This is a genomic window from Pseudomonas sp. LRF_L74, assembly GCF_965644255.1.
In the GTDB taxonomy this organism is placed as follows: Bacteria; Pseudomonadota; Gammaproteobacteria; order Pseudomonadales; family Pseudomonadaceae; genus Aquipseudomonas.
The window spans coordinates 16731-41676 of sequence record NZ_CBFFRH010000009.1; the positions used below are offsets into that span (position 1 = coordinate 16731).

At 63.6% G+C, this 24946-nt stretch carries 21 protein-coding genes; 14 read left to right on the forward strand and 7 right to left on the reverse strand.

Features of this window, described 5'->3' with window-relative positions; translation table 11 throughout:
• Positions 1–2: 2 nt before the first annotated feature.
• From murD to lpxC, 9 genes are all read left to right on the forward strand, one after another.
• Positions 3–1349: a UDP-N-acetylmuramoyl-L-alanine--D-glutamate ligase gene (gene murD / locus ACSZPK_RS20950; RefSeq protein WP_437883480.1), complete on the forward strand. Its 1347-nt coding sequence runs from the start codon at positions 3–5 to the stop codon at positions 1347–1349.
• Positions 1346–2569, forward strand: coding sequence for a putative lipid II flippase FtsW (ftsW, locus tag ACSZPK_RS20955; protein ID WP_437883482.1), 1224 nt, complete (start codon positions 1346–1348; stop codon positions 2567–2569). Before murD ends, ftsW begins: the two co-directional genes overlap by 4 nt.
• Positions 2559–3629 (forward strand): undecaprenyldiphospho-muramoylpentapeptide beta-N-acetylglucosaminyltransferase, encoded by a 1071-nt coding sequence (murG, locus tag ACSZPK_RS20960; protein WP_437883483.1) that lies wholly within the window; start codon positions 2559–2561, stop codon positions 3627–3629. The genes ftsW and murG overlap by 11 nt, the downstream gene beginning before the upstream one ends.
• Entirely contained in the window at positions 3622–5079 is a 1458-nt protein-coding gene (gene murC, locus ACSZPK_RS20965) for a UDP-N-acetylmuramate--L-alanine ligase (RefSeq protein ID WP_437883484.1), read from the forward strand. Before murG ends, murC begins: the two co-directional genes overlap by 8 nt.
• Entirely contained in the window at positions 5076–6017 is a 942-nt protein-coding gene (locus ACSZPK_RS20970) for a D-alanine--D-alanine ligase (protein WP_437883486.1), read from the forward strand. The genes murC and ACSZPK_RS20970 overlap by 4 nt, the downstream gene beginning before the upstream one ends.
• Positions 6018–6881, forward strand: coding sequence for a cell division protein FtsQ/DivIB (locus ACSZPK_RS20975; protein WP_437883705.1), 864 nt, complete (start codon positions 6018–6020; stop codon positions 6879–6881).
• A 22-nt stretch (positions 6882–6903) separates the two neighbouring features.
• Positions 6904–8151, forward strand: a complete 1248-nt coding sequence (ftsA, locus tag ACSZPK_RS20980) for a cell division protein FtsA (protein ID WP_437883488.1) — start codon at positions 6904–6906, stop codon at positions 8149–8151.
• Between the two features lie 51 nt (positions 8152–8202).
• Complete coding sequence (gene ftsZ, locus ACSZPK_RS20985) at positions 8203–9399, forward strand: cell division protein FtsZ (RefSeq protein ID WP_437883490.1); 1197 nt, start codon at positions 8203–8205, stop codon at positions 9397–9399.
• Between the two features lie 106 nt (positions 9400–9505).
• Positions 9506–10417: a UDP-3-O-acyl-N-acetylglucosamine deacetylase gene (gene lpxC, locus ACSZPK_RS20990; protein ID WP_437883491.1), complete on the forward strand. Its 912-nt coding sequence runs from the start codon at positions 9506–9508 to the stop codon at positions 10415–10417.
• Between the two features lie 106 nt (positions 10418–10523).
• On the opposite strand, the gene ACSZPK_RS20995 is transcribed toward lpxC, so the two are convergent.
• Complete coding sequence (locus ACSZPK_RS20995) at positions 10524–10979, reverse strand: DUF721 domain-containing protein (RefSeq protein WP_437883492.1); 456 nt, start codon at positions 10977–10979, stop codon at positions 10524–10526.
• 231 nt (positions 10980–11210) lie between these two features.
• Between ACSZPK_RS20995 and secA the strand changes: the two genes are divergently transcribed.
• The 3 genes from secA (at position 11211) to ACSZPK_RS21010 (ending at position 16307) form a co-directional block, all read left to right on the forward strand.
• Positions 11211–13952 carry a preprotein translocase subunit SecA gene (gene secA / locus ACSZPK_RS21000; protein WP_437883493.1) on the forward strand — a complete coding sequence of 914 codons (2742 nt, stop codon included), beginning with the start codon at positions 11211–11213 and terminating at the stop codon, positions 13950–13952.
• A 110-nt stretch (positions 13953–14062) separates the two neighbouring features.
• On the forward strand, positions 14063–15280 hold the full coding sequence (argJ, locus tag ACSZPK_RS21005) for a bifunctional glutamate N-acetyltransferase/amino-acid acetyltransferase ArgJ (RefSeq protein ID WP_437883495.1): 1218 nt from the start codon (positions 14063–14065) through the stop codon (positions 15278–15280).
• Positions 15281–15356: 76 nt separating this feature from the next.
• Positions 15357–16307, forward strand: coding sequence for a Nudix family hydrolase (locus tag ACSZPK_RS21010; protein WP_437883496.1), 951 nt, complete (start codon positions 15357–15359; stop codon positions 16305–16307).
• Positions 16308–16521: 214 nt separating this feature from the next.
• On the opposite strand, the gene ACSZPK_RS21015 is transcribed toward ACSZPK_RS21010, so the two are convergent.
• From ACSZPK_RS21015 to ACSZPK_RS21030, 4 genes are read right to left on the reverse strand one after another with little or no spacing between them, the layout of a single operon-like run.
• Positions 16522–17112 carry a cob(I)yrinic acid a,c-diamide adenosyltransferase gene (locus tag ACSZPK_RS21015; RefSeq protein WP_437883497.1) on the reverse strand — a complete coding sequence of 197 codons (591 nt, stop codon included), beginning with the start codon at positions 17110–17112 and terminating at the stop codon, positions 16522–16524.
• Between the two features lie 3 nt (positions 17113–17115).
• On the reverse strand, positions 17116–19128 hold the full coding sequence (locus ACSZPK_RS21020; RefSeq protein ID WP_437883706.1) for an ATP-binding protein: 2013 nt from the start codon (positions 19126–19128) through the stop codon (positions 17116–17118).
• A 53-nt stretch (positions 19129–19181) separates the two neighbouring features.
• Positions 19182–20093: a putative 2-dehydropantoate 2-reductase gene (locus ACSZPK_RS21025; RefSeq protein ID WP_437883498.1), complete on the reverse strand. Its 912-nt coding sequence runs from the start codon at positions 20091–20093 to the stop codon at positions 19182–19184.
• Positions 20090–21052, reverse strand: a complete 963-nt coding sequence (locus ACSZPK_RS21030; protein ID WP_437883499.1) for a response regulator — start codon at positions 21050–21052, stop codon at positions 20090–20092. Before ACSZPK_RS21030 ends, ACSZPK_RS21025 begins: the two co-directional genes overlap by 4 nt.
• A 160-nt stretch (positions 21053–21212) precedes the next feature.
• On the opposite strand from ACSZPK_RS21030, the gene ACSZPK_RS21035 reads away from it, so the two are divergent.
• Together ACSZPK_RS21035 and ACSZPK_RS21040 are read left to right on the forward strand one after the other, a co-directional pair.
• Positions 21213–21692 carry a YajQ family cyclic di-GMP-binding protein gene (locus ACSZPK_RS21035; RefSeq protein WP_437883500.1) on the forward strand — a complete coding sequence of 160 codons (480 nt, stop codon included), beginning with the start codon at positions 21213–21215 and terminating at the stop codon, positions 21690–21692.
• 113 nt (positions 21693–21805) lie between these two features.
• The gene (locus ACSZPK_RS21040) at positions 21806–22651 is read left to right on the forward strand and encodes a mechanosensitive ion channel family protein (RefSeq protein ID WP_437883501.1); all 846 of its coding nucleotides are present in this window, start codon (positions 21806–21808) and stop codon (positions 22649–22651) included.
• Positions 22652–22769: 118 nt separating this feature from the next.
• Here ACSZPK_RS21040 and ACSZPK_RS21045 read toward each other — a convergent pair whose 3' ends face one another.
• Entirely contained in the window at positions 22770–24485 is a 1716-nt protein-coding gene (locus ACSZPK_RS21045; protein WP_437883502.1) for an AmpG family muropeptide MFS transporter, read from the reverse strand.
• Positions 24486–24554: 69 nt separating this feature from the next.
• On the reverse strand, positions 24555–24905 hold the full coding sequence (locus tag ACSZPK_RS21050) for an MGMT family protein (protein WP_437883503.1): 351 nt from the start codon (positions 24903–24905) through the stop codon (positions 24555–24557).
• Positions 24906–24946: the final 41 nt, after the last annotated feature.

A 24946-nucleotide genomic window follows, 5' to 3' on the forward strand; every position in this document is an offset into this window, starting at 1 on the left:
GAGTGTCGCTGATCGCTTCCGACCAGTTCCGCATCGTTGTCGGCCTCGGCAAGAGCGGCATGTCCCTGGTGCGCTTCCTCGCGCGCCAGGGCGTGCGCTTTGCCGTGGCCGATACCCGCGCGAACCCGCCGGAGCTGGCGACCCTGCAGCGAGACTATCCACAGGTGGAGGTCCGTTGTGGCGAACTCGATGTGGACTTCCTCTGCCGCGCCAGCGAGCTTTACGTCAGCCCCGGCCTGGCGTTGGCCACGCCCGCCCTGCGTGAGGCCGCTGCCCGGGGTGTGCGGATGTCAGGCGATATCGACCTGTTCGCCCGTCACGCCAAGGCGCCGATCGTTGCCATCACCGGTTCCAACGCCAAGAGCACCGTGACCACGCTGGTCGGGGAAATGGCGCAGGTCGCCGGGTTGAAGGTGGCTGTCGGTGGCAACCTGGGCGAGCCGGCGCTCGACTTGCTGGCTGCCGATGTCGAGCTGTATGTGATCGAACTCTCCAGCTTCCAGTTGGAGACCACGGAAAGCCTGAGCGCCGAGGTGGCGACTTGCCTGAACGTCAGCGAAGACCATATGGATCGCTACGACGGCATGCAGCAGTACCATCTGGCCAAGCACCGTATTTTCCGTGGTGCGCACCAGGTGGTGGTCAACCGTGACGATGCCTTGTCGCGGCCGCTGGTCGGCGATCAAGTGCCGCGCTGGACCTTCGGTCTGGGCCGTCCTGATTTCAAAGGTTTCGGCCTGATCGAAGAGGGCGGCGAGAAATATCTGGCCTTCCAGTTCGCAACGCTGATGCCGGCCCGCGAGTTGAAGATCCGTGGCGCCCACAACCAGGCCAATGCCTTGGCTGCCTTGGCGCTCGGCCATGCCGTGGGCCTGCCGTTCGAGCCGATGCTGCAGACCCTGCGCCGTTTCGCCGGATTGCCGCATCGTTGCCAGTGGCTGCGTGAACGCAATGGCGTTGATTATTACGACGATTCCAAGGCCACCAATGTCGGCGCGGCCCTGGCGGCCATCGACGGACTGGGGGCCGATATCGACGGCAAGCTGGTGCTGATCGCTGGTGGCGATGGTAAGGGCGCGGACTTCTCGGCCCTGCGTGCGCCCGTCGCGCGGTATTGCCGCGCCGTGGTGCTCCTCGGTCGCGATGCCGAATTGATCGCCCAAGCGCTGGGTGACGACGTGCCCTTGGTGCGCGCCGCCAATCTCGATGACGTGGCCCTGCGTTGCGCCGAGCTGGCACAACCCGGCGACGCCGTGCTGCTGTCGCCGGCATGCGCCAGCCTGGATATGTTCAAGAACTACGAAGAGCGTGGCCGGCTGTTCGCCCAAGCGGTGGAGGGCCTGATATGAACTGGCTCCTCCAACTGCTTTCCGCACCCTCGCCGCTGCGTACCCGGCGTGGCATGGATATCGACTTCCCGCTATTGGCAGGCAGCCTGGCGCTGCTCGGCCTGGGCCTGGTGATGATCACTTCGGCGTCGTCCGAAGTGGCCGCCGCGTCCACCGGCAACCCGCTGTATTACATGATTCGCCACCTGGTCTACCTGAGCATCGGCTTTGGCGCGGCGTTCCTGACCCTGCTGGTGCCCATGTCGTTCTGGCAGCGCAATGGCGCCAAGCTGATGATGCTGGCGTTTGCCCTGCTGGTCATGGTGCTGCTGCCAGTCATCGGTCGTGAAGTGAACGGCGCCAAGCGCTGGATCGGCTTCGGCATGTTCAACGTGCAACCGTCCGAGCTGGCCAAGCTGTTCACCGTGATGTTCATCGCCGGCTACATGGTGCGCCGCCAGGTCGAGGTGCAGGAAAAACTCATGGGCTTCATCAAGCCGATGATGGTCCTGGGCCCGATCGCGGTGCTGCTGCTAGCCGAGCCGGACTTCGGTGCGACCGTGGTGCTGGTCGGTTCGTGCATTGCCATGCTGTTCCTTGGCGGCGCCAACCTGATTCGCTTCGTCCTGCTGGCTGGTGCGGTGGTTGGCGCGGGCGTGCTGGTCATGACCAGCCAGAGCTACCGCATGCAACGCCTGACCAACTTCATCGACCCCTGGGCCGACCAGTACGGCGCGGGCTACCAGTTGAGCCAATCGCTGATCGCCTTCGGCCGCGGCGAATGGTTCGGCGTCGGCCTGGGCAACAGCATCCAGAAGCAGTTCTACCTGCCCGAGGCGCACACCGACTTCATCTTCGCGGTGCTGGCCGAGGAGTTGGGCATGGTTGGTGCGCTGGTCACCGTGGCGCTGTTCGTCTTCGTCAGCGTGCGGGCGTTGTGCATCGGCCTGTGGGCCGAAAAGGCCAAGCAGTATTTCTCCGCCTACGTGGCCTACGGCCTGTCGTTCCTGTGGATCGGCCAGATCGTGATCAACATCGGCGTGAACATCGGTCGCCTGCCGACCAAGGGCCTGACCCTGCCGTTCCTCAGCTACGGCGGCAGCTCGCTGGTCATTTGCTGTGTCAGCCTGGCGATCCTGCTGCGCATCGAATGGGAGCGTCGTACCTCCCTGGGCAACGAGGAAATCGAATTCAGCGAAGAAGACTTCGCTGACGTCGAGGAGGTGGCCCGTGCCCGGTAACATCCTGATCATGGCCGGCGGCACTGGCGGGCACGTCTTCCCGGCGCTGGCCTGCGCGCGCGAGTTCATCGCCCGAGGCTACCGCGTGCACTGGCTGGGCACGCCGCGTGGCATCGAGAACGAGCTGGTACCGGCGAATGACCTGCCATTGCACCTGATCGACATCAGCGGTCTGCGCGGCAAGAGCAAGCTGTCGTTGCTCAAGGCGCCGTTCCAGCTTATGCGCGCGGTATTCCAGGCTCGCCGCATCATGCGCGAACTGAAGCCCGTGTGCGTGCTCGGCTTCGGTGGCTACGTCACCGGCCCTGGCGGCGTGGCCGCGTGGATGAGCGGCGTGCCGTTGATCATCCATGAGCAGAATGCTGTTTCCGGTACTGCCAACCGTGGCCTGTTCCTGTTCGCCAAGCGTGTCTGCCAGGCATTCCCGAGGACTTTCATCGAGCGCGCCAAGTTGCGCACCACGGGTAACCCGGTGCGTGAGGAGCTGTTCCTGGAAACGCCGCGCAATGCCCTGGCCGGCCGTCAGCCGCGCCTGCTGGTGCTCGGTGGCAGCCAGGGGGCCGAGCCCCTGAACAAACTGTTGCCTGTGGCGTTGGCCAAGGTGGTGAGCGAGCTGCGTCCACAGGTGTTCCACCAGGCTGGCAAGCAGCACCACCAGATCACTACCGAGCGTTACCGCGACGCCGGGGTCGAGGCCGAGGTCGCACCGTTCATCCAGGACATGGCTCGCGCCTACGCCTGGGCCGACCTGGTGATCTGCCGTTCCGGCGCGCTGACCGTCAGCGAACTGGCCGCCGCCGGCCTGCCGTCGTTCCTGGTCCCGCTGCCCCATGCGATCGACGACCACCAGCGTTTCAACGCCGAATACCTGGCCAAGGACGGCGCCGCCGTCCTTCTGCCGCAACATACGACTGACGCGGATGCACTCGCCGCGCAGCTGACCGAGGTACTGATGCACCCTGATCGACTCGAAGCCATGGGCCGCACCGCGCGCAGCCTGGCCAAACCTGACGCCACCCGTAGCGTCGTGGATACTTGTCTGGAGGTGGCCCATGGCTAAGTCTCCCGCCGCCGTCCAGGCCGAAGTGCGGCGCATGCGCCGCATTCGCCGCATTCATTTCGTCGGCATCGGTGGTGCCGGCATGTGCGGCATCGCCGAGGTGCTGCTCAACCTTGGCTACGAAGTCTCCGGTTCCGACCTCAAGGCTTCGGCGGTGACCGAGCGCCTGGAGAGTTTCGGTGCGCAGATATTCATCGGCCATCGCGCGGAGAACGCCGAGCAGGCCGATGTGCTGGTGGTATCCAGTGCGATCAATACCGCCAACCCGGAAGTCGCCACCGCGCTGGAGCGCCGCATTCCCGTGGTGCCGCGCGCCGAGATGCTCGCCGAACTGATGCGTTATCGCCACGGCATCGCCGTCGCTGGCACCCATGGCAAGACCACCACCACCAGCCTGATCGCTTCGGTATTCGCCGCCGGCAAACTCGACCCGACCTTCGTCATCGGTGGCCGCCTGAATGCCGCTGGCACCAATGCCCAGTTGGGCAGCAGCCGTTACCTGATCGCCGAGGCCGACGAGAGCGACGCCAGCTTCCTGCACCTGCAGCCGATGGTTTCGGTGGTCACCAATATCGACGCCGACCACATGAGCACCTATGGCGGCGATTTCAACAAACTGAAGAAGACCTTCATCGAGTTCCTGCACAACCTGCCGTTCTACGGTCTGGCCGTGCTGTGCGTGGACGATCCGGTGGTCCGCGAGCTGCTGCCCCAGGTGGCGCGGCCGACCGTCACTTATGGCTTCAGCGAAGACGCCGACGTCCGCGCGATCAATGTGCGCCAGCAGGGCATGCAGACGTTCTTCACCGTGCTGCGTCCCGACCATGAGCCGCTGGACGTGTCGGTGAACATGCCGGGCAACCACAACGTGCTCAATGCCCTGGCGACCATCGCCATCGCCACCGATGAAGGGATTGACGATGCGGCTATCGTCCAGGGCCTCTCCGGCTTCCAGGGCGTCGGCCGGCGCTTCCAGGTCTACGGCGACCTTCCGGTCGAAGGCGGCAGCGTGATGCTGGTCGATGATTACGGCCATCACCCGCGCGAAGTCGCGGCAGTGATCAAGGCCGTGCGTGGCGGCTGGCCGGATCAGCGTCTGGTGATGGTCTATCAACCGCATCGCTTCAGCCGCACGCGCGATCTGTACGACGACTTCGTCCAGGTCCTGGCCGACGCCAACGTGCTGATGCTGATGGAGGTCTACCCGGCCGGCGAAGAGCCGATCCCCGGTGCCGACAGTCGCCAGCTGTGCCATAGCATCCGCCAGCGCGGCCAGCTCGACCCGATCTACGTCGAACGGGGCGTCGATATCGCACCGCTGGTCAAGCCGCTGTTGCGCGCCGGCGACATCCTTCTGTGCCAGGGCGCCGGCGATATCGGCGGCCTGGCCCCGCAATTGATCAAGCACCCGTTGTTCCGAAGCGATGCGCTTCAAGGTGAGACGAAATGAGCCTGCATTCCACCCTCGATCCCAAGGCCTTCGGCCGCGTCGCCGTGCTGTACGGTGGCACCAGTGCCGAGCGTCCGGTCTCGCTGAAATCCGGCGCTGCCGTGCTCGATGCGCTGCAAGCCGGTGGCGTGGATGCATTCGGCATCGACGTCGGCGACGACATCCTGCAACGCCTGGCTGCCGAGCGGATCGACCGTGCCTTCATCGTGCTGCACGGCCGTGGCGGCGAAGATGGCGCCATGCAGGGCCTGCTGGAGTGCGCCGGTATTCCCTACACCGGCAGTGGCGTGCTGGCGTCCGCGCTGGCGATGGACAAGCTGCGCACCAAGCAGGTCTGGCAGAGCCTCGGCCTGTCGACGCCACGCCACGCCGCGTTGGCCTCGGTGGTCGATTGCGAGGCTGCCGCGCAGGAACTTGGCTTCCCGCTGATCGTCAAGCCGGCTCATGAAGGTTCGAGCATTGGCATGGCCAAGGTTGCCGACCTCGAGGCGCTGGTTGCGGCCTGGAAGGATGCGGCGCAATACGATTCGCAAGTGCTGGTCGAGCAATGGATCAGCGGCCCTGAATTCACCATCGCCGTGCTGCGTGGCCAGGTGCTGCCGCCGATTCGCCTGGGTACTACCAACGTTTTCTACGACTATGAGGCCAAGTACGTTTCCAACGATACCCAGTACCGCATTCCCTGTGGTCTGGAGGCCGCCAAGGAAGAGGAACTGAAGAGTCTGACCGCCCGCGCTTGCGAGGCCGTCGGTACGCAGGGCTGGGCCCGTGCCGACGTGATGCAGGACGCCGACGGCAAATTCTGGCTGCTGGAAGTCAACACCGTTCCCGGCATGACCGATCACAGCCTGGTGCCAATGGCGGCGCGTGCCGCCGGTCTGGATTTCCAGCAACTGGTGCTGGCGATTCTGGCTGACAGCGTCGAGGCGAGGGGCTGAATCATGGTCGCCACGCTCCGTCATTCGCAACCCATCGGTCGTGCGCCCCAGCGCAAGGCCGCGGCTGCGCGCGGCGCCAGCCGAATGGTGCCCAAGGAGCCGTTGTCGGCACGTCTGCCCAAGCCGGATTTCAGTGGCCTCAAACGCTTGCTCTGGCCGTTGATGCTTTTGCTGCTCGGTTTTGGAACCTATGAGTTGGCACAGCGTCTGCTGCCCTATGCCGATCGCCCGATCGCCCGCGTCAGCGTGCAGGGCGAGTTGAGCTACATCAGCCAGCAGGCCGTTCAGGATCGGATCGCGCCTTATGTATCGGCGAGTTTCTTCACGGTCGACCTGGCTGGCATGCGTACCGAACTGGAGCAGATGCCGTGGATCGCCCACGCCGAAGTCCGCCGGGTATGGCCCGATCAGGTAAGCATTCGCCTGGAAGAGCAATTGCCGGTGGCGCGCTGGGGTAACGAGGCGCTGCTCAACAACCAGGGACAAGCCTTCGCTCCACGTGAGTTGGCCAACTACGAGAACCTTCCGCTCTTGTCCGGGCCCAAGCGTGCGCAGCAGAAAGTCATGCAGCAGTACCAGGTGTTCAGCCAAATGTTGCGGCCGATGGGGTTTTCCATCACGCGCCTGGAATTGCGTGACCATGGCAGTTGGTTTCTCACCACGGGGCAGGGCGTCGAGCTGCTGCTCGGCAGGGACCACGTACTGGAGAAGGTTCGTCGTTTCGGCAGCATCTACGACAAGGTGCTGAAGGACCAGATAGAGAACATCGCGCGCATCGACCTGCGTTATGCCAACGGCCTGGCCGTGGCATGGCGTGAGCCGGTAGCGCCAGCCGCGACGGACAAGCCCGTCGCGATGCAATGAATCGAGGAGAAAGGTAAGGACCATGGCAAGCGTGCAGAGCGGCAAGATGATCGTCGGCCTCGACATCGGTACCTCCAAGGTGGTGGCACTGGTGGGTGAGGTCGCGGCGGACGGCCAGCTGGAAATCGTCGGCATCGGTACCCATCCGTCCCGCGGCCTGAAGAAAGGCGTGGTGGTGAATATCGAGTCGACCGTGCAGTCGATCCAGCGCGCCATCGAAGAAGCGCAACTGATGGCTGGCTGCCGTATCCACTCGGCATTCGTCGGCCTGGCTGGCAATCACATCCGTAGCCTGAACAGCCACGGCATCGTCGCCATTCGCGATCGCGAGGTCAGCGGTGCCGACCTGGAGCGTGTGCTCGATGCCGCCCAGGCCGTGGCGATCCCGGCTGACCAGCGTGTGCTGCATACGTTGCCGCAGGACTACGTGATCGATAATCAGGAAGGCGTGCGCGAGCCGCTGGGCATGTCTGGCGTACGCCTGGAAGCCAAGGTGCACGTGGTGACCTGTGCGGTCAACGCGGCACAGAACGTCGAGAAGTGCGTACGTCGTTGTGGCCTGGAAGTAGACGACATCATTCTTGAGCAACTGGCTTCGGCCTATGCCGTGCTCACCGAGGACGAAAAGGAACTGGGCGTGTGCCTGGTCGACATTGGTGGTGGCACCACCGATATCGCGATCTTCACCGAAGGTGCCATCCGTCACACCGCAGTGATCCCGATTGCCGGCGACCAGGTCACCAACGACATCGCCATGGCCTTGCGTACGCCGACCCAGTACGCCGAGGAAATCAAGATCCGTTACGCCTGCGCCCTGGCCAAGCTGGCCGGTGCGGGCGAGACCATCAAGGTGCCGAGCGTCGGCGACCGGCCGCCGCGCGAACTGTCGCGCCAGGCCCTTGCCGAGGTGGTCGAACCACGCTACGACGAGCTGTTCACCCTGATCCAGGCGGAACTGCGTCGCAGCGGCTACGAAGACATGATCCCGGCGGGCATCGTCCTCACCGGTGGTACGGCGAAGATGGAAGGCGCGGTCGAGCTGGCCGAGGAAATCTTCCACATGCCGGTGCGCCTGGGCGTGCCGCAAGGCGTCAAGGGCCTGGCGGACGTGGTGCGCAACCCGATTTATTCGACCGCTGTCGGCTTGCTGATGTACGGCCTGCAGAAGCAGTCCGACGGCATCTCGATGTCCGGTAGCAATTTCTTCAACGAAGAAACCAAGACACCTGTACTGGAGCGGCTGAAACGCTGGGTCCAGGGCAATTTCTGATGTGAAACCGCGGTGCAGTAGGCGCAAAACTAGAAAGGAAGGAGAGGGGAAATGTTTGAACTCGTAGATAACGCACCACAAAACGCAGTCATCAAGGTGATCGGCGTAGGCGGTGGCGGCGGCAACGCCGTCAACCACATGGTCAAGAGCAACGTCGAAGGCGTGGAATTCATCTGCGCCAACACCGACGCCCAGGCGCTGAAGAACATCGGTGCGCGCACCGTGCTGCAGCTCGGCCCTGGCGTGACCAAAGGCCTGGGCGCAGGCACCAACCCGGAAATCGGCCGCCAGGCGGCGATGGAAGACCGTGATCGCATCGCTGAAGTGCTGCAAGGCGCCGACATGGTGTTCATCACCACCGGCATGGGCGGCGGTACCGGTACTGGCGCGGCGCCTGTGATCGCCGAAGTGGCCAAGGAAATGGGCATCCTCACCGTTGCGGTGGTGACCCGTCCGTTCCCCTTCGAGGGACGCAAGCGTATGCAGGTCGCCGACGAGGGCATCCGTGCCCTGGCCGAATGCGTCGACTCGCTGATCACCATCCCGAACGAAAAACTGCTGACCATCCTCGGCAAGGACGCCAGCCTGTTGTCCGCCTTCGCCAAGGCTGACGACGTGCTGTCCGGTGCCGTGCGTGGCATCTCCGACATCATGCAGCGTCCGGGCCTGATGAACGTCGACTTCGCCGACGTGAAAACCGTCATGGGCGAAATGGGCATGGCGATGATGGGCACCGGCTGCGCCAGCGGTCCGAACCGTGCTCGCGAGGCTACCGAGGCGGCGATTCGCAACCCGCTGCTGGAAGACGTCAACCTGCATGGCGCGCGTGGCATCCTGGTCAACATCACCGCGGGTCTGGACCTGTCCCTGGGCGAGTACGCCGCTGTCGGCGAAATCATCGAGGCCTTCGCTTCCGAGCATGCGACCGTCAAGGTCGGCGCGGTGATCGATCCGGACGTCCGCGACGAGCTGCACGTGACCGTAGTCGCCACTGGCCTGGGCGCGCGCCTCGAGAAGCCGGTCAAGGTGGTCGACAACACCGTGCCGGTGGCCGCCGTAGTCAACCCGGTCAGCACCTCGGCCGCCACTCCGCGTCCAGAGCAACCGACCGTCAACTACAAGGACTACGAGCGTCCGACCGTCCAGCGCCAGAGCCATGCCGGCGCGGCTACTGCGGCCAAGCTCAATAGCCAGGACGATCTGGATTATCTGGACATCCCGGCGTTCCTGCGGCGCCAGGCTGATTGATGAGGTCTATCAGGAGCATGAAGTTGATTGGTGTTCATCAAAGGGCGGTTCTGCTATCATCGCCGTCACTTGTTGAAAACAGTTCGCAACTAGCGCAGCCGAAGCCATGATCAAACAACGCACCCTGAAGAACATTATCCGTGCCACCGGCGTTGGCTTGCATTCGGGAGAGAAGGTTTACCTGACCCTGAAGCCGGCTCCGGTGAACACGGGCATCCTGTTCCGTCGAACCGACCTCGACCCCGTGGTGGAAGTCCCCGCCTACGCGGAAAACGTCGGCGAGACCACCATGTCCACCAACCTGGTCATCGGTGATGTCAAGGTGGGAACCGTGGAGCACCTGCTTTCGGCCATGGCGGGCCTGGGCATCGACAACGCCTACGTCGAACTCTCGGCTTCCGAAGTGCCGATCATGGACGGCAGCGCCGGTCCCTTCGTGTTCCTGATCCAGTCGGCTGGTATCGAGGAGCAGGACGCGCCGAAGAAATTCATTCGCATCCTGCGTGAAGTGACGGTGCTGGATGGCGACAAGCGCGCCACCTTCCTGCCGTTCGACGGCTTCAAGGTGAGTTTCGAGATCGATTTCGATCACCCTGTGGTCCGTGGTCGTACCCAGACGGCAAGCGTCGATTTCTCCAGCACCTCGTTCGTCAAGGAAGTCAGCCGCGCACGTACCTTCGGGTTCATGCGTGACATCGAGTTCCTGCGTTCGAAGAACCTGGCACTGGGCGGCAGCGTGGAAAACGCCATCGTGGTCGACGAGTTCCGCGTGCTCAACGAAGACGGCCTTCGCTACGAAGACGAGTTCGTCAAGCACAAGATCCTCGACGCCATCGGCGACCTCTACCTGCTCGGCAACAGCCTGATCGGCGAGTTCCGTGGCTACAAGTCCGGTCATGGCCTGAACAACCGTTTGCTGCGAGCCCTGATCGCGCAGCCGGATGCCTGGGAAACCGTGATCTTCGATGACGCCAGTACGGCGCCTATCTCCTACATGAGACCGGCCGCGGCTGGTTGAGCAATACCCTCCTTCCTACGTTTTATTCAGGCCACCTCCGGGTGGCCTTTTTTATGGCGGGTTTCGGCTGGGGCCGTGATCGCGAACGCTGTTGGCTCAACGCTGCCTATTCTTGCGACCGACCTTTCTGTGCCAACCGTTCCAGGGCTTCACGCAGGCGCGGATCGCTGATGCCCTCGGCCGTGCTTTGCAAGGTATCCGCGGCGAATTCGGAGAGCGTTGCCTTGTGCCCCACGTAGGCCACCTGACCGCCGGCCGGGCGTACCTTGATCTGCAGCCGTACAAGGCCGGCGAACTCGGGCAGCACCTGCAGTTTGCTTTGCAGGCGGCGCTGCTGATAGTGCATGCGTGTGGCCCAGTGACCGTTGCTGACCAGGATCAACAGGCAGCCTTCGCGCCAACTGGCAACCCGGCAATGCTCCCGCGCCGCCGGCTCCATCTGCGCATCGACCAGCGTTTGCAGATGACCCAGTCGCTGCGCCTGATCGAGCATCGCCCGCAACGGTTTCGCCTGATTCAACAGCGAAATGGGCGAGCGGGCGGTGTGTGGGCGTTTGCGCATGTGGAATGACTGAGCGTCCGGTGAGCGCACATCTTAGCAGAGGGGCTTGTAGCTGTCGGTGGACATCCCCATATAGAACCGGCTTGCAAGTGTACGTATGCCACGGCGATGGCACGCCGCACTTTCATCGAGAACGATTCCGGGTAGAATGCCCCCTTTGCACGCAGCCAAGTGGCTGCAGGGCAGCGTTTTTGCCGTCCTTCATCCCTTTTAGTGGAAGAATCTGCCGATATGTTTGCGCCGTTGTTGAAGAAACTCTTTGGAAGCAAGAATGAGCGTGAAGTCAAACGCATGCTCAAGGCGGTCGCGGCGGTCAATGCGCTCGAAGAAAACATGATCGCGCTGACGGATGAGCAGCTGCGGGCCAAGACCGAGGAGTTCAAGGCGCGCCTGGCCAAGGGCGAGATCCTCGACCAGATACTTCCCGAAGCCTTTGCCGTCGCTCGCGAGGCGGGCAAGCGCGTGATGGGCATGCGTCACTTCGACGTTCAGCTCATTGGCGGCATGACCCTGCACGAAGGCAAGATCGCCGAGATGCGTACCGGTGAGGGCAAGACCCTGGTCGGTACCCTGGCGGTCTACCTCAACGCCCTGGAAGGCAAGGGCGTGCACGTGGTCACGGTCAACGACTACCTGGCCCGTCGCGACGCCAACTGGATGCGTCCGTTGTACGAATTCCTCGGCCTGTCGGTCGGTATCGTCACGCCGTTCATGCCGCCGGACGAGAAGCGCGCGGCCTATGCCTCGGACATCACCTACGGCACCAACAACGAGTTCGGTTTCGACTACCTGCGCGACAACATGGCGTTCAGCCAGGACGAGAAGTTCCAGCGCGAGCTGAACTTCGCCACCATCGACGAAGTGGACTCGATCCTCATCGACGAAGCGCGTACGCCGTTGATCATCTCCGGCCAGGCCGAGGACAGCTCGCGCCTGTACACCGAAATCAACAAGCTGATTCCTCGCCTCAAGCAGCACATCGAGGAAGAAGAGGGCGTGGTCACCCAGGAAGGCCACTACAAGATCGACGAGAAGGCGCGCCAGGTCGAGCTCAACGAAGCCGGTCACCAGTACATCGAGGAACTGCTCACCGGCGCCGAACTGCTGGCCGAAGGCGAAAGCCTGTACTCCGCGCACAACCTCGGCCTGCTGACTCACGTCTATGCCGGCCTGCGCGCGCACAAGCTGTTCCATCGCAACGTCGAGTACATCGTGCAGAAGGACCAGGTCCTGCTGATCGACGAGCATACCGGCCGCACCATGCCCGGCCGTCGCCTGTCCGAAGGCCTGCACCAGGCCATCGAAGCGAAGGAGAACCTGCCGATCCAGGCCGAGAGCCAGACCCTGGCCTCGACCACCTTCCAGAACTATTTCCGCCTGTACAAGAAGCTCGCCGGCATGACCGGTACGGCCGATACCGAGGCCTTCGAGTTCCGTCAGATCTATGGCCTCGACGTGGTGGTGATCCCGACCAACAAGCCACTGGCGCGCAAGGACTTCAACGACCTGGTCTACCTGACCCAGGAAGAGAAGTACGTGGCGATCATCGAAGACGTCAAGAAGTGCCAGGCCGATGGCCGCCCGGTGCTGGTCGGTACCGCGTCGATCGAAAGCTCGGAGTACGTTTCGCAACTGCTGCAGCAGGCCGGCATCGAGCACAAGGTGCTCAACGCCAAGTACCACGAGAAAGAGGCCGAGATCATCGCCCAGGCCGGTCGCCCGGGCGCGGTGACCATCGCCACCAACATGGCGGGTCGCGGCACCGACATCCTGCTGGGCGGCAATTGGGAAGTGGAAGTCGCCGCCCTGGAAGCGCCGAGCGACGAACAGATCGCGCAGATCAAGGCCGAGTGGCAGAAGCGCCACCAACAGGTGATCGAGTCCGGTGGCTTGCATGTGATCGCCTCCGAGCGCCACGAGTCCCGCCGTATCGACAACCAGCTGCGCGGTCGCGCCGGTCGCCAGGGGGACCAGGGTTCCAGCCGTTTCTACCTGTCGCTGGAAGACAACCTGATGCGTATCTTCGCCTCCGACCGGGTGAAGAATTTCATGAAGGCCCTGGGCATGCAGGCTGGCGAAGCCATCGAGCACAGCATGGTGACCAACGCCATCGAGAAGGCGCAGCGCAAGGTCGAGGGCCGCAACTTCGACATGCGCAAGCAACTGCTCGAATACGACGACGTGGCCAATGAGCAGCGCAAGGTGATCTACCACATGCGTAACACGTTGCTGGTCGCCAACGACATCGGCGAAACCATCAGCGATTTCCGCCAGGAGGTCCTGGCAGCCGCCATCAGCCAGCACATTCCGCCGCAATCGCTGCCGGAACAGTGGGACATCGCTGGCCTGGAAGACGCGCTGTATACCGATTTCGGCCTGCGCCTGCCCGTCCAGCAGTGGCTGGATGAAGACGACAAACTGTACGAAGAGACCTTGCGTGAGCGCATTCTTGCCGAGCTGACCGCTGCGTACAGCGAGAAGGAAGAACTGGCCAGCGCCGACGCCCTGCGTACCTTCGAGAAGCAGATGCTGCTGCGGGTACTGGACGACCTGTGGAAGGACCACCTGGCCACCATGGATCACCTGCGCCACGGCATTCACCTGCGTGGCTATGCGCAGAAGAACCCCAAGCAGGAGTACAAGCGCGAATCCTTCACCCTGTTCCAGGAATTGTTGGATTCGATCAAGCGCGACACCATTCGCGTGCTTTCCCACGTCCAGATTCGCCGCGAAGACCCGGCCGAGGAAGAAGAGCGCCTGCGCCGCGAGGCCGAGGCCATGGCCGAGCGCATGCAGTTCCAGCACGACGAGGTCTCGGCCCTGCCGGACTCGATCGACGAGGACGGCGAGCCGGTGGGTGACGTGGCCGTGGTGCCCGAGCCTGTGCGGTCCGAGCCGAAGATCGGTCGCAACGAACCCTGCCCGTGCGGGTCTGGTAAGAAGTACAAGCACTGCCACGGTCAGCTCAGCTGATTGCGGACAGGCTTTCTTGATCTAACGACGCCGCGACCGGCCCTGCCGCTCGCGGCGTTTTGCCACTTTCCGCCGCTGTTCGCGGCATCATTGATTGAAGGAGCGCATCCATGGCTGTCGGTCTTGGTCCTTTGCCGGTACTGCATCCGGTCCCCGGTTTCGAACTCGGTATTTCTTCCGCAGGCATCAAGCGACCCGGACGCAAGGATGTGGTGGTGATGCGCTTCGTCGAAGGTTCGACCGTCGCCGGCGTGTTCACCCTCAACGCCTTCTGTGCCGCGCCGGTGATCATCTCCCGCGAGCGCGTTGCCGGTGATGTGCGCTATTTCCTGACCAACACTGGCAATGCCAACGCCGGCACTGGCCCGGATGGCCTTGCCAACGCACGCAAGACCTGTGCGAGCCTGGCGGCCCTGGCTGGCGTGGGCGAAGCGGCCGTGCTGCCGTTTTCCACCGGCGTGATCGGCGAGCCACTGCCGGTGGCCAAGATCGAGTCGGCATTGCAGGCGGCGCTGGATGATCTGTCGGAAAATAACTGGGCCGAGGCAGCCACCGGCATCATGACCACCGACACCCTGCCCAAGGGCGCCAGTCGCCAGTTCCAGCACGATGGCGTGACTGTCACCGTCACCGGTATCAGCAAGGGCGCCGGCATGATCCGGCCGAACATGGCGACCATGCTCGGCTACATCGCCACCGACGCCAAGGTCAGCCGCCAGGTGCTGCAGGACCTGCTCAGCGACGCGGCGAACAAGTCGTTCAACCGCATCACCATCGACGGCGATACCTCGACCAACGACTGCTGCATGCTGGTCGCCACCGGCAAGGCCAACCTGCCGGAAGTCACCAGCGCCAGCGGCGAGCTGTTCGCCAAGCTCAAGCAGGCGGTATTCGAGGTGAGCATGGACGTGGCCCAGGCCATCGTCCGCGACGGCGAAGGGGCGACCAAGTTCGTCACTGTGCAGGTCAATGGTGGCGCCAATGCCCAGGAGTGCCTGGACGTCGGCTACGCCGTGGCTCACTCGCCGTTGATCAAGACCGCGCTGTTCGCTTCCGACCCGAACTGGGGCCGCATTCTCGCGGCTGTCGGTCGTGCCGGTGTGCCTGATCTCGACGTCAGCAAGATCGATGTGTTCCTCAGCGAAGTGTGCATCGCCAGCCAAGGCGGGCGCGCTGCCACCTACACCGAAGAGCAGGGCTCGGCTGTAATGGCCAAGGAAGAAATCGGTATCCGCATCGAACTGGGCCGTGGCTCGGTCAGCGAAACCATCTGGACCACCGATCTGTCCCACGAGTACGTGAAGATCAATGCGGAATACCGTACCTGATCCGACACTGAAGCCGGCCAGCATGGGCTGGCCGGCGCGGGCACCCGGCTGGGTTGCAGGAAACGGAGAGCAACAGATGAAACGAGTACACGTTGCCGCGGCGGTCATCTACGACGCCGTGGGACGCATCCTCATCGCCAGGCGCAGCGCTGGCCAACACCAGGGCGGCCTGTGGGAGTTTCCCGGCGGCAAGGTCGAGGATGGCGAGGCCGTGCGTGACGCGCTGGTGCGTGAGTTGAACGAAGAACTGGGTATCCAGGCTCGGCAGGCACGTCCGTTGATCCAGATCCGTCACGACTATCCGGACAAGCATGTGCTGCTCGATGTCTGGTCGGTCAGCGCATTCGATGGCGAACCCCATGGTGCCGAGGGGCAACCTCTGGCCTGGGTCGAGCCGCGCGACCTGGAGCGCTATGAGTTTCCGGCTGCGAATCAGTCGATCATCGCCGCTGCGCGCTTGCCAGATACCTATCTGATCACCCCGGATGGACTGGAGCCCGGCGCGTTGTTGCAAGGCGTGCGTACGGCCGTTGCTGGCGGTGCGCGTCTGGTGCAACTGCGTGCACCGAATATGTTCGATGCACAATACCGCGACTTGGCCGTGGATATTCAGGGCCTGTGCGCCGGCAAGGCGCAGTTGATGCTCAAGGGGCCGCTGGAGTGGCTGGGTGATTTCCCGGCTGCAGGTTGGCACCTGAGTGCCGAGCAACTGCGCAAATACGCTGCTCGCGGACGACCGTTCCCGGTCGAGCGCTGGCTGGCGGCGTCCTGCCATTCGGCCGAAGAGCTGGAGCTGGCAATCCAGCTTGGGGTGGATTTCGTCACCCTGTCGCCGGTGCTGCCGACCCAGACTCATCCCGATGCTCAGCCCTTGGGCTGGGATGCGGCGACTGAATTGCTCAGGCACTTCAACAAGCCGGCGTTCCTGCTTGGCGGGCTTGGCCCGCAGGATGTGGCTAACGCCTGGCAGATCGGCGCTCAGGGTGTGGCCGGTATTCGCGCATTCTGGCCGACGGAAGCGGCGTAGATCGTCCAAGGCTTGTTGACGGCTCAAGTTGAGCGGCTGTTTCGAGGAAAAGCGGACGTTCGTACGATGAGCGTTCTTGCGCGGTGCGTGTAGCCGTCATTCCCGCGAAGGCGGGAATCCAAATGCTACGAGTCTTCTGGATTCCCGCCTTCGCGGGAATGACGAACCGTTCAACGGGTTGTGGCATGTGTTTGCTTCTGCCACCAATCCACCATCAATCGACGGCCGTGCTCGGCTTGTCCGCCGCTTTCCACAGCACCTCGTCGATGCCCTGACGTCGTGCGATCAGGCGCGCGGCGACGAACAGCAGGTCGGACAGGCGATTGACATAGGCCATGGCCACCGGGCGCAATTCTTCGCTGGCATTCAACTGCTGGCAGCGCCGCTCGGCGCCACGGGCCGCGGCGCGGCATACGTGGGCCTGGGCGATCAATGACGAGCCGCCGGGCAGGATGAAGTTCTGCAGCGGCCCGAGTTCTTCATTCCAGCGATCGATGGCGGCTTCCAGGCGCTCGACCTCGTGCTCTTGCAGCGCCTGGTAAGCGGGCATCGCCAGTTCGCCGCCGAGGTCGAACAAGCGGTGCTGGCAGGGCGCGAGTACATCGATGAGCTCTCCCAGCCCGGGCGATAGCGGTCGTTCATCGTACAAGCCGGCGAGCAACAGGCCCAACTGGCTGTTGAGCATGTCCAGCTCGCCAATCGCTTCGATCCGTGGATGATCCTTGCCCACCCGGCGGCCGTCGGCCAGGCCGGTCTGGCCCTGGTCGCCGGTCTTCGTATAGATCTTGCTCAGACGATTGCCCATGCCTCAGCGTCCCGTATTGTCGAGTGGGGCATTGAGTGGAATGCGCAGGGTGAAGCAGGTGCCTCGGCCCGGCAGCGAGTGCACTTCCATCTGCCCCTTGTGGTTGTTGGTGATGATGAAATAGGAGACCGATAGACCCAGGCCGGTGCCCTGGCCGACTTCCTTGGTGGTGAAGAACGGCTCGAAGATGCGCTTGCGGACGTTTTCCGGCATGCCGATGCCATTGTCTTCCACTTGGATTTCCGCCCAGGGCGGGTTGCGTCGTGTGCGCAGGGTGATACGGCCAGGCTCGCGCTCGTCGTCGCGCAAGTGGATGGCCTGGGCGGCATTCTTCAGCAGGTTGAGGACCACCTGTTCCAGTTCGTTGGCGGTGGCTGGCACTGGCCCGAGCGCGCTGTCGAAGTCACGGACGATATCGAGGGTCTTGAAGTCGAAGTTGTCGGTGAGGTCGAAGTCATTGCCGGCGATTTCCAGGGCCTGGTCGATCAGTGCGGGCAACAGGCACGCGGTCATCTGGCGGTTGCTCAGGCGGCTGAAGTTGAGCATATGGCTGACGATCTTGGCGGCGCGTGAGCCCGCCTGTTGGATACCGTCGAGCAGTTGCGGGACTTCCCGGGCCTTGAGGTAGGCGTTGACGTCGTCCAGGTCGATGCCCAGCTCGCGGGCCTGCAACAGGTTGCGTGGCAGTTCGTGGGTCAGGCGCCTGCGAATGTTCTGCACGTTGTGCAGGATCGCGCCCAGGGGGTTGTTGATTTCGTGGGCCATGCCAGCCGCCAGGCCACCGACGGAGAGCATCTTTTCCGACTGCACCATCATGTCTTCCAGGGACAGGCGCTGGGTGATGTCGTCGATGCGGATGACCACCCCGCGCCCGGCGCCACCCATCAGCGGGTAGAAGGTCAGGGCATAGTGATAGGTTTCCTCGCCGCGTTTCCAGGTCACTCGCTCGATCTTCTCCACCCGGTGTTGCTCGGCGGTGCGCTTGAGCTGGGCGAGAAATGGCTTGAGCGGGGCAAAGGCGAGGAACACCGGCTGGTTCAATGCTTCGTCCATGCGCGTGCCGGAAAGCGCGGTGGCTTCCTGGTTCCACTGGGTCACGTAGAGCTGCTCGTCGAGGGCGATCAGCGCCGACGGCATGGAATCGATGATGCTGTTCAGGTAGTTCTGGAAGCCCGTGAGCTTCTTTTCGATCTTGCCGCGCACCTGGACTTCCAGTTCCAGCTTGCGATTGGTGTGGCGGGTCTGCTCGGCCAGCCGATGCGCCTGGTCGAAGGCTTCCTGGGCGTCGTCGCGGGCGCGCTTGAGCTGTTGCTCGCGGGCTTCGATACGGCCGAGCATGGTGTTGAAGGCGTCGGCCAGGTTGCCGATCTCGTCCTGATTGCCGCGGCCGGCACGCAGGGCGTAGTTTTCCTCGCGGGTGACCTGGCGCGTGAGTTCTTCCAAATGACGGATCGGGTGGGTGATCAGCCGGCGAATCTGGCGTGCGATCAGGGTCCAGAGCAGCACGCTGAATACCAGGATCACGCCGCTGGCGGTGAGCGTACCGGTGTAGAACGCGCCGGGCAGTTCGCTGGAGGCGACCAGCAGCAGGTAGCCAGGCGGGCGCCCCTGCTGGGGCAACTCGATCACCTGGGTGGCGCGGAATTCGCCATTGCGCCAGCGCTCCAGGTGGTCGGCATGGTTCGGCAATTTGAGTTCGGTGCCCAATTGCAGCTCGGCCAGGCGCATGCCCTGGCTGTCGTAGAGGGCGGCGGCGCGTAGCGGAGCATAGCTGTCCAGGCGTTTCAGCACGCTCTGGGCGGCTTCGGGGGACGACAGTGCGTCCTGGCTCAGCTCGGGAGCGGCGATCAGGCGGCCGAGCGTGTGCAGCGCCTGGGGCGCCATACTGTCCTGGGAGATCCAGTAGGCGGCGCTGATGAAGGCCAGGTTGGCCACCAGCAGCACGGTCGCCAGCAATACCAGCAGGGCGGCGAGCAGCTTGCGGCCTACCGGCAGGTTGTCGAGGCGCTGGCGCAAACGGTTCAAGGGCGCGGCTTCCGGGCTCTGGGAGCCGGCAGGTTAGCGCGCACTCAGGTAGTGGGCAATCCGCGCTGACGCAAATGCTCGCTCAGGCGCTGGTGCAGGGCTGCCAGGCGGGGCAAGGCGAGGCCATTGGCCTGGGCTTGCTGGCAGGCATAACCGATCAGGAAGCTGATCTCCGTGCGCCGTCTGGCACGTGCGTCCTGCAACATCGAGGAGAAGTTCGGCGCCGTGCCATCAATCACCGCCATGACTTCTTCGATCAGTGCCGGGACATCGCAGGGATGGCCACAGTGGCCGAGCAACTCGGCGAGTTCTTCGCACAGACCTGCCACTTCCAGGGTATGGGCTCGCAGTTCGCCGTTGGCGCAGTCATGCAATACCGTCAGCGGGTTGATCGCGCAGTTGAAGGCCAGCTTGCGCCAGAGGCGGGCGTCGATGTCGGCGGTCCAGGCGTGGGGAATACCGGCCCGATGCAAGTCGTCCAGCCAGGCCGGCGCGGGCGAAGATTGGCTGCGCCCCAGCCAGGTCGTGCCCTTGCCGGCGGCAACCACCCGAAAGGGACCGTCACGGTAGGCGCCTTCGGTGCTCGACGCCAGGATGCAGTCGGCACGTGGCAGACGCCGGGCCACTGCCTCCTGGCTGCCCAAGCCGTTCTGCAGCAGGATGATCCGCGCATCGCTGCCCAGGCGCGGAGCCAGGCTGGCAGCGGCTTCTTCGGCGTCATAGGCCTTGCAGGCCAGCAGCAGATGGTTGATCGGCGTGCTGGCGGTCGCGGTTTCCGCGGCAATCGGGTAGAGGTGGGCGTGGCCATCCTCGACCAACGTCAGGCCGCCGCCAGCACGATAACCCGCCAGTTTGGCGCTATCGCGCAGGATCAGCCTGACCGGCACGGCGGCCCGGGCCAGGCGCACAGCCCACAAGCCGCCCAGGCTACCGGCGCCGAGAATGTGCCAGGTCACGACAGGGGCAGGCGCACGGCGTTGACCCGGCCGCTGCTGTAGGCGTTGTCCAGGTAAGCACTGGCATGATCGAGCAATGCCGGGACTTCCAGTGGCAGCGACTTGGCGTCGACGCCGACCAGGCTGATACCGGCCTTGAGCGTGATGAAGCCTTCGCTGGTCTTGAAGGCTTTGAGGTTGAGGCCTTCATGCAGGCGCCGGAAACTGCCTGGCGAACATTCCTGCAGGTTGTCGAGCAGGGTGATCAGGCCGAAGTGGGTGTCGTCGATCCGGGTCAGGACATCGAGCGGGCGCACCAGTTGTTGCAGGCGCCGGGCCACGCCATGCAGCAACTCACCGTAGAAGGCATTGCCGTATTGGTTGCGCAGGGCCAGGCCTTCCTGCAGACCGATCAGCAGGTAGCACACGGCCCCGCCACGGGACTCGACCTGGCGCAGGCTGTCGGCCAGTTTCTGCTTGAGGTAGCGGAAGTTGCCGAGTCCGGTCAGCGGGTCGACCAGGTTGCGCTGCTCCAGGCTGTCCACGGAACTGGCGAGCAGGCGGTTTTCCTGCAGCAGGCGCTGCAAGGTGCCGCACAGGCGATCAGCGGCGTAGACGCGTGGCACCAGTTGTTCGTTCATCGCCGATTTGCTGATGAAATCGTCGACCCCACGGTCGAAGGCTTCGATCAGCACGTTATCGCCTTCCTTGCCGGTGAGCAGGATGGTGTAGGTGTAGTGGTCAGCGGTTTCGTCCAGTTGACGGACCCGCGAGGTGAGCTCGAGTCCGTCCATTTCCGGCATCAGCCAGTCGGCCAGCAGCACGCTGGCCGGGCGCTGTTCGAGTTGTTGCAGGGCTTGTGCGGCGCTGTTGGCGAAGCGTACGTCCTGGTAACCGGCTTGGCTCAGCGCACGACCGATGATGGCGCTGGAAAACTTGGCATCGTCCACCACCAGAATGCTGAGATGGGGGTTGGGCATGAAGGCGCTCGCTTGCGAATAAAACAGGTAGAGGGATGGTCGCCGGTACGTTGCCGAGCGCTGAGTATCAGAGTGGTTATAATGAGCGAGCCAATTTTATCGTCAAGCCACGCGCGCGGTTTCCATGATCTGGATTGCGCCGTCCATCTGGAGGAATTCCATGCCATCGTTCGACGTGGTGTCCGAACTGGACAAACACGAACTCACCAACGCCCTGGACAATGCGGCCAAGGAACTGGAGCGTCGCTTCGACCTGCGCGGAAAATGCAGCTTCGAAAGCAAGGAAAAAACCGTCACCCTGACCGCCGAGGCGGATTTCATGCTGGAGCAGATGCTTGACCTTCTGCGCGCCAGCCTGATCAAGCGCAAGATCGACAGCCAGTGCATGGAAACGAAGGACGCCTACCCATCGGGCAGGGTGGTCAAGCAGGAGGTCACCTTCCGCGAAGGCATCGACAAGGAGTTGGCGAAGAAGATCGTCGCCCACATCAAGGATGCCAAGCTCAAGGTCCAGGCCGCGATCCAGGGCGAGCAGGTGCGGGTGACCGGCAAGAAGCGCGACGACTTGCAGGAGTGCATCGCCTCGCTACGCGGCAAGGACTTCGGCATGCCGTTGCAATACAATAATTTCCGCGACTGAGCCGGCACGACGGTGGAGCCCTTGTTGGGCTTTGTCCGTCGCAGTTCTTGCATCCCTCTGACGCCATGGCTTGCCATGGCGTTTTCATTCGAGCGTGAAAAAGGAGTCCGGGTATGGACCTGACAAATATCAACGTCGATCAACTGGTCAAGGCATCCGAGGCCTGGTGGCCGGTGGTTCTCGCCTACGGCAGCCGCCTGCTGCTTGCGCTGATCACACTGCTGATTGGCTGGTGGCTGATCAATCGGTTGACCGCGCGTATCGGCAGGATGATCGCCTCGCGTCACACCGACCAGGCACTGCAAGGCTTCATCGAGAGCCTTGGCAGCGTGGTGCTCAAAGTGCTGCTGGTGATCAGCGTGGCGTCGATGGTCGGCATCGAGACCACATCGTTCATCGCCGCCATTGGTGCCGCCGGCCTGGCCATCGGCCTGGCGTTGCAGGGCAGCCTGGCAAACTTCGCCGGTGGCGTGCTGATCCTGCTGTTCCGTCCGTTTCGCATCGGCGACCTGATCGAAGCCCAGGGCGTTGTGGGCACTGTCGACAGCATCCAGATCTTCCACACCGTGCTGCGCACCGGCGACAACAAGACCGTCATCGTGCCCAATGGCTCGCTGTCCAACGGCACCATCACCAACACCTCGCGCCAGGCCACGCGGCAGATCGTGTTCGACGTTAGCCTGGACTACGAGGCTGACCTGCAACGCGCCCGAGAAGTGTTGCTGAAGCTTGCCGACGATCCCCGCGTATTGACGCAACCCGCGCCACAAGTGGTGGTGGCCAAGCTGGGCGACAGCTCGATCACCGTTTCCTTGCGCCTGTGGAGCAGTAACGACGACTACTGGCCGGTGACGTTCATGCTCAATGAAAAAACCCGTGATGCCTTGCGCGAGGCGAATATCGACATCGCTTTCCCACAACGGGTGGTACGGATGATCGCCGAGGTGCCGAAGCAGTAAAAAGAAAAGAGCAGCCTCACGTCGTGAGCTTCGAGCTACAAGCGAAAAGCCATGACCTGTCGGATGGGGCTGGCCTGGCTTGGCGGCGCATTGACCGCGCCAGCCAGGCTCTTGACGTTCACCCCTTCTTCTCCAGATCGATCCGCTGTTCCGGTGGCGCGGCTTTGGCACGCCACTGCATGGCGATCAGGATCAGGGTTGGAACGCCGAGCAGGGTGGTGATGATGAAGAACTGGTGGTAGCCGAATTGTTCGACCATGGCGCCGCTGGAGCCGCCGATCAGCCGTGGCAGCAGGAGCATGATCGAGCTGAGCAGGGCGTACTGGGTGGCGGAGAACTTCAGGTTGGTCAGGCTCGACAGGTAGGCGACGAACGCCGAACTGGCCAGGCCGGCGCTGAAGTTGTCGCATGAAATCGCCAGGATCAGCATGTTCAGGTCGGGGCCGACGTCGCTCAGCCAGACGAACAGCAGGTTGGTCGCCGCCGATGCGGCGGCGCCGATGAACAGGATCGGCATGATGCCGAAGCGCACGATCAGCATGCCGCCGGCACCCGCCCCGAGCAGGGTCATGATCAGGCCGAACAGTTTGCTGACACTGGCGATCTGTTCCTTGGTGAAGCCCATGTCGATGTAGAAAACGTTGGCCATCACGCCCATGACCGTATCGGACATGCGGTAGGTGGCGATCAGCCCGAGCAACGCCAGGGCCTGCCAGCGGTAGCGCTGGATGAATTCGCTGATCGGTGTGAGCACCGGCGCCATGAGCAGGCGGCCGGGGGCTGAAATGCACGCCAGGGCGATCAGCACGTACAGGGTTCCGCGTGGCCAGGCGCCGGTGCTGTAGGCCTTCACCGCAGCGGCGATGGTTACCAGGATGACGATCAGGACGATCATCGAGACCGCCTGGTGCACGAAGTCAAAATTGGGGATCAGCTTGCCGCGCGCGGCGACCAGCAACTGACGGCGCTGCTGGCTGAGCAGGTCGCGCACCGGCGCGATCAGGCGACGTCCCGCAGGCGAGAGGCTGATCAGCAGGAACAGGGCATACAGCGTTGCCCGTGGCCAGGCCTGGTCGAGCAGGGCGGTGATCATGGCGGGCAGCGAGATCAGCATCACCAGCAGCACCAGTACCGAATACAACTGATCGCGCAGCTTGAAGCGCGAGGTGCTGTTTTGCACCGGCACATCGACATGGGGCTCGCGCATCCACAGCGTGGTGATCATGCCGGGCAGCATCATCAGGGCGAACACCAGGTAGGTGCTGGCCCAGGCGCTGTAGTCGTAGCGGGCGGTGGTGGAGCCGAACCACTCGGCAAAGTACAACGCACCGGCGGTGGCAAGCAGGGCGGCGATGCGGTAGCCGAGCATATAGCTGGCAGCCAGCGCGGCCTGGCGGGTGTCATCGGCGATTTCCAGGCGATAGGCATCGACTGCGATGTCCTGGGTGGCCGAGGCGAAGGCCACCAGCACGGCGATGACGATCAGCCAGGTCAGGTGGCGCTGGGGATCGCAGAAGGCCATGCCGACCAGGCCGATACCGATGGTGACTTGAGCCAGGATCAGCCAGGAGCGGCGTCGGCCGAGCCGGCCCAGCCAGGGCAGGCGGAACTGGTCGAGCAGCGGCGACCAGATCCATTTGAAGGCGTAGGCAAGGCCGATGAGGCTGGCGAATCCGATGGTCTTGAGGTCGATACCGGCTTCGCGCAGCCAGATCGACAGGGTCGAGAAGACCAACATGTACGGCAGGCCGGCGGCGAAGCCGAGCAGGAGCAGGGCGAGGGCGGCCGGGCTGGTGTAGGCGCCCAGTGCGGCGCGCCAGGTACGATGGGGCATCAGGCTGAATGTCCAGGTGTGCACGAGGCGGGCAATGGCTCTGCCGAAGACCGCGACAAAGGGCGCACTCTAACCGTTGCCGGGCTCCCGATGCCAGCCGTGACGGCGCATATCGACCCGGTCGTTGCGCAGCAGGATGCCTTCGGCCCGCAGCCGCGCACGTTGTTCCTCGCCGCCGGGGGTGCCGCTTTGCAGGCTGAGCCGACCACCGGCCGCGACCACCCGGTGCCAGGGCAGGCGCGTGCCTTCGGGCAGTTGGCTGAGCGTACGGCCGACCCAGCGTGCGGCGCGAACCATGCCCGCGAGTTCGCCAAGCTGGCCGTAGCTGACGACCTTGCCTTCCGGCACCTGGGCCAGGGTCAGGTAAAGCGCTTCCCGACGTGGATCGATAGACGGGGTTGTCAGGGGCACATCGAGCATGACGGGGTCTCGGTGGCGGGATGGAGGTCGATTCTGCCGCT

What these genes read in the sequence shown, in the direction of transcription:
- murC (WP_437883484.1), top strand. Translation starts at nt 3,622, where the DNA reads ATGGCTAAGTCTCCCGCCGCCGTCCAGGCCGAAGTGCGGCGCATGCGC.
- ACSZPK_RS21050 (WP_437883503.1), bottom strand. Translation starts at nt 24,905, where the DNA reads ATGCTCGATGTGCCCCTGACAACCCCGTCTATCGATCCACGTCGGGAA.
- lpxC (WP_437883491.1), top strand. Translation starts at nt 9,506, where the DNA reads ATGATCAAACAACGCACCCTGAAGAACATTATCCGTGCCACCGGCGTT.
- ACSZPK_RS21040 (WP_437883501.1), top strand. Translation starts at nt 21,806, where the DNA reads ATGGACCTGACAAATATCAACGTCGATCAACTGGTCAAGGCATCCGAG.
- ACSZPK_RS21015 (WP_437883497.1), bottom strand. Translation starts at nt 17,112, where the DNA reads ATGGGCAATCGTCTGAGCAAGATCTATACGAAGACCGGCGACCAGGGC.
- secA (WP_437883493.1), top strand. Translation starts at nt 11,211, where the DNA reads ATGTTTGCGCCGTTGTTGAAGAAACTCTTTGGAAGCAAGAATGAGCGT.
- ACSZPK_RS21010 (WP_437883496.1), top strand. Translation starts at nt 15,357, where the DNA reads ATGAAACGAGTACACGTTGCCGCGGCGGTCATCTACGACGCCGTGGGA.
- ACSZPK_RS20995 (WP_437883492.1), bottom strand. Translation starts at nt 10,979, where the DNA reads ATGCGCAAACGCCCACACACCGCCCGCTCGCCCATTTCGCTGTTGAAT.
- ACSZPK_RS21035 (WP_437883500.1), top strand. Translation starts at nt 21,213, where the DNA reads ATGCCATCGTTCGACGTGGTGTCCGAACTGGACAAACACGAACTCACC.
- ACSZPK_RS21030 (WP_437883499.1), bottom strand. Translation starts at nt 21,052, where the DNA reads ATGCCCAACCCCCATCTCAGCATTCTGGTGGTGGACGATGCCAAGTTT.
- ACSZPK_RS21045 (WP_437883502.1), bottom strand. Translation starts at nt 24,485, where the DNA reads ATGCCCCATCGTACCTGGCGCGCCGCACTGGGCGCCTACACCAGCCCG.
- ftsA (WP_437883488.1), top strand. Translation starts at nt 6,904, where the DNA reads ATGGCAAGCGTGCAGAGCGGCAAGATGATCGTCGGCCTCGACATCGGT.
- ACSZPK_RS20970 (WP_437883486.1), top strand. Translation starts at nt 5,076, where the DNA reads ATGAGCCTGCATTCCACCCTCGATCCCAAGGCCTTCGGCCGCGTCGCC.
- argJ (WP_437883495.1), top strand. Translation starts at nt 14,063, where the DNA reads ATGGCTGTCGGTCTTGGTCCTTTGCCGGTACTGCATCCGGTCCCCGGT.
- ftsW (WP_437883482.1), top strand. Translation starts at nt 1,346, where the DNA reads ATGAACTGGCTCCTCCAACTGCTTTCCGCACCCTCGCCGCTGCGTACC.
- ftsZ (WP_437883490.1), top strand. Translation starts at nt 8,203, where the DNA reads ATGTTTGAACTCGTAGATAACGCACCACAAAACGCAGTCATCAAGGTG.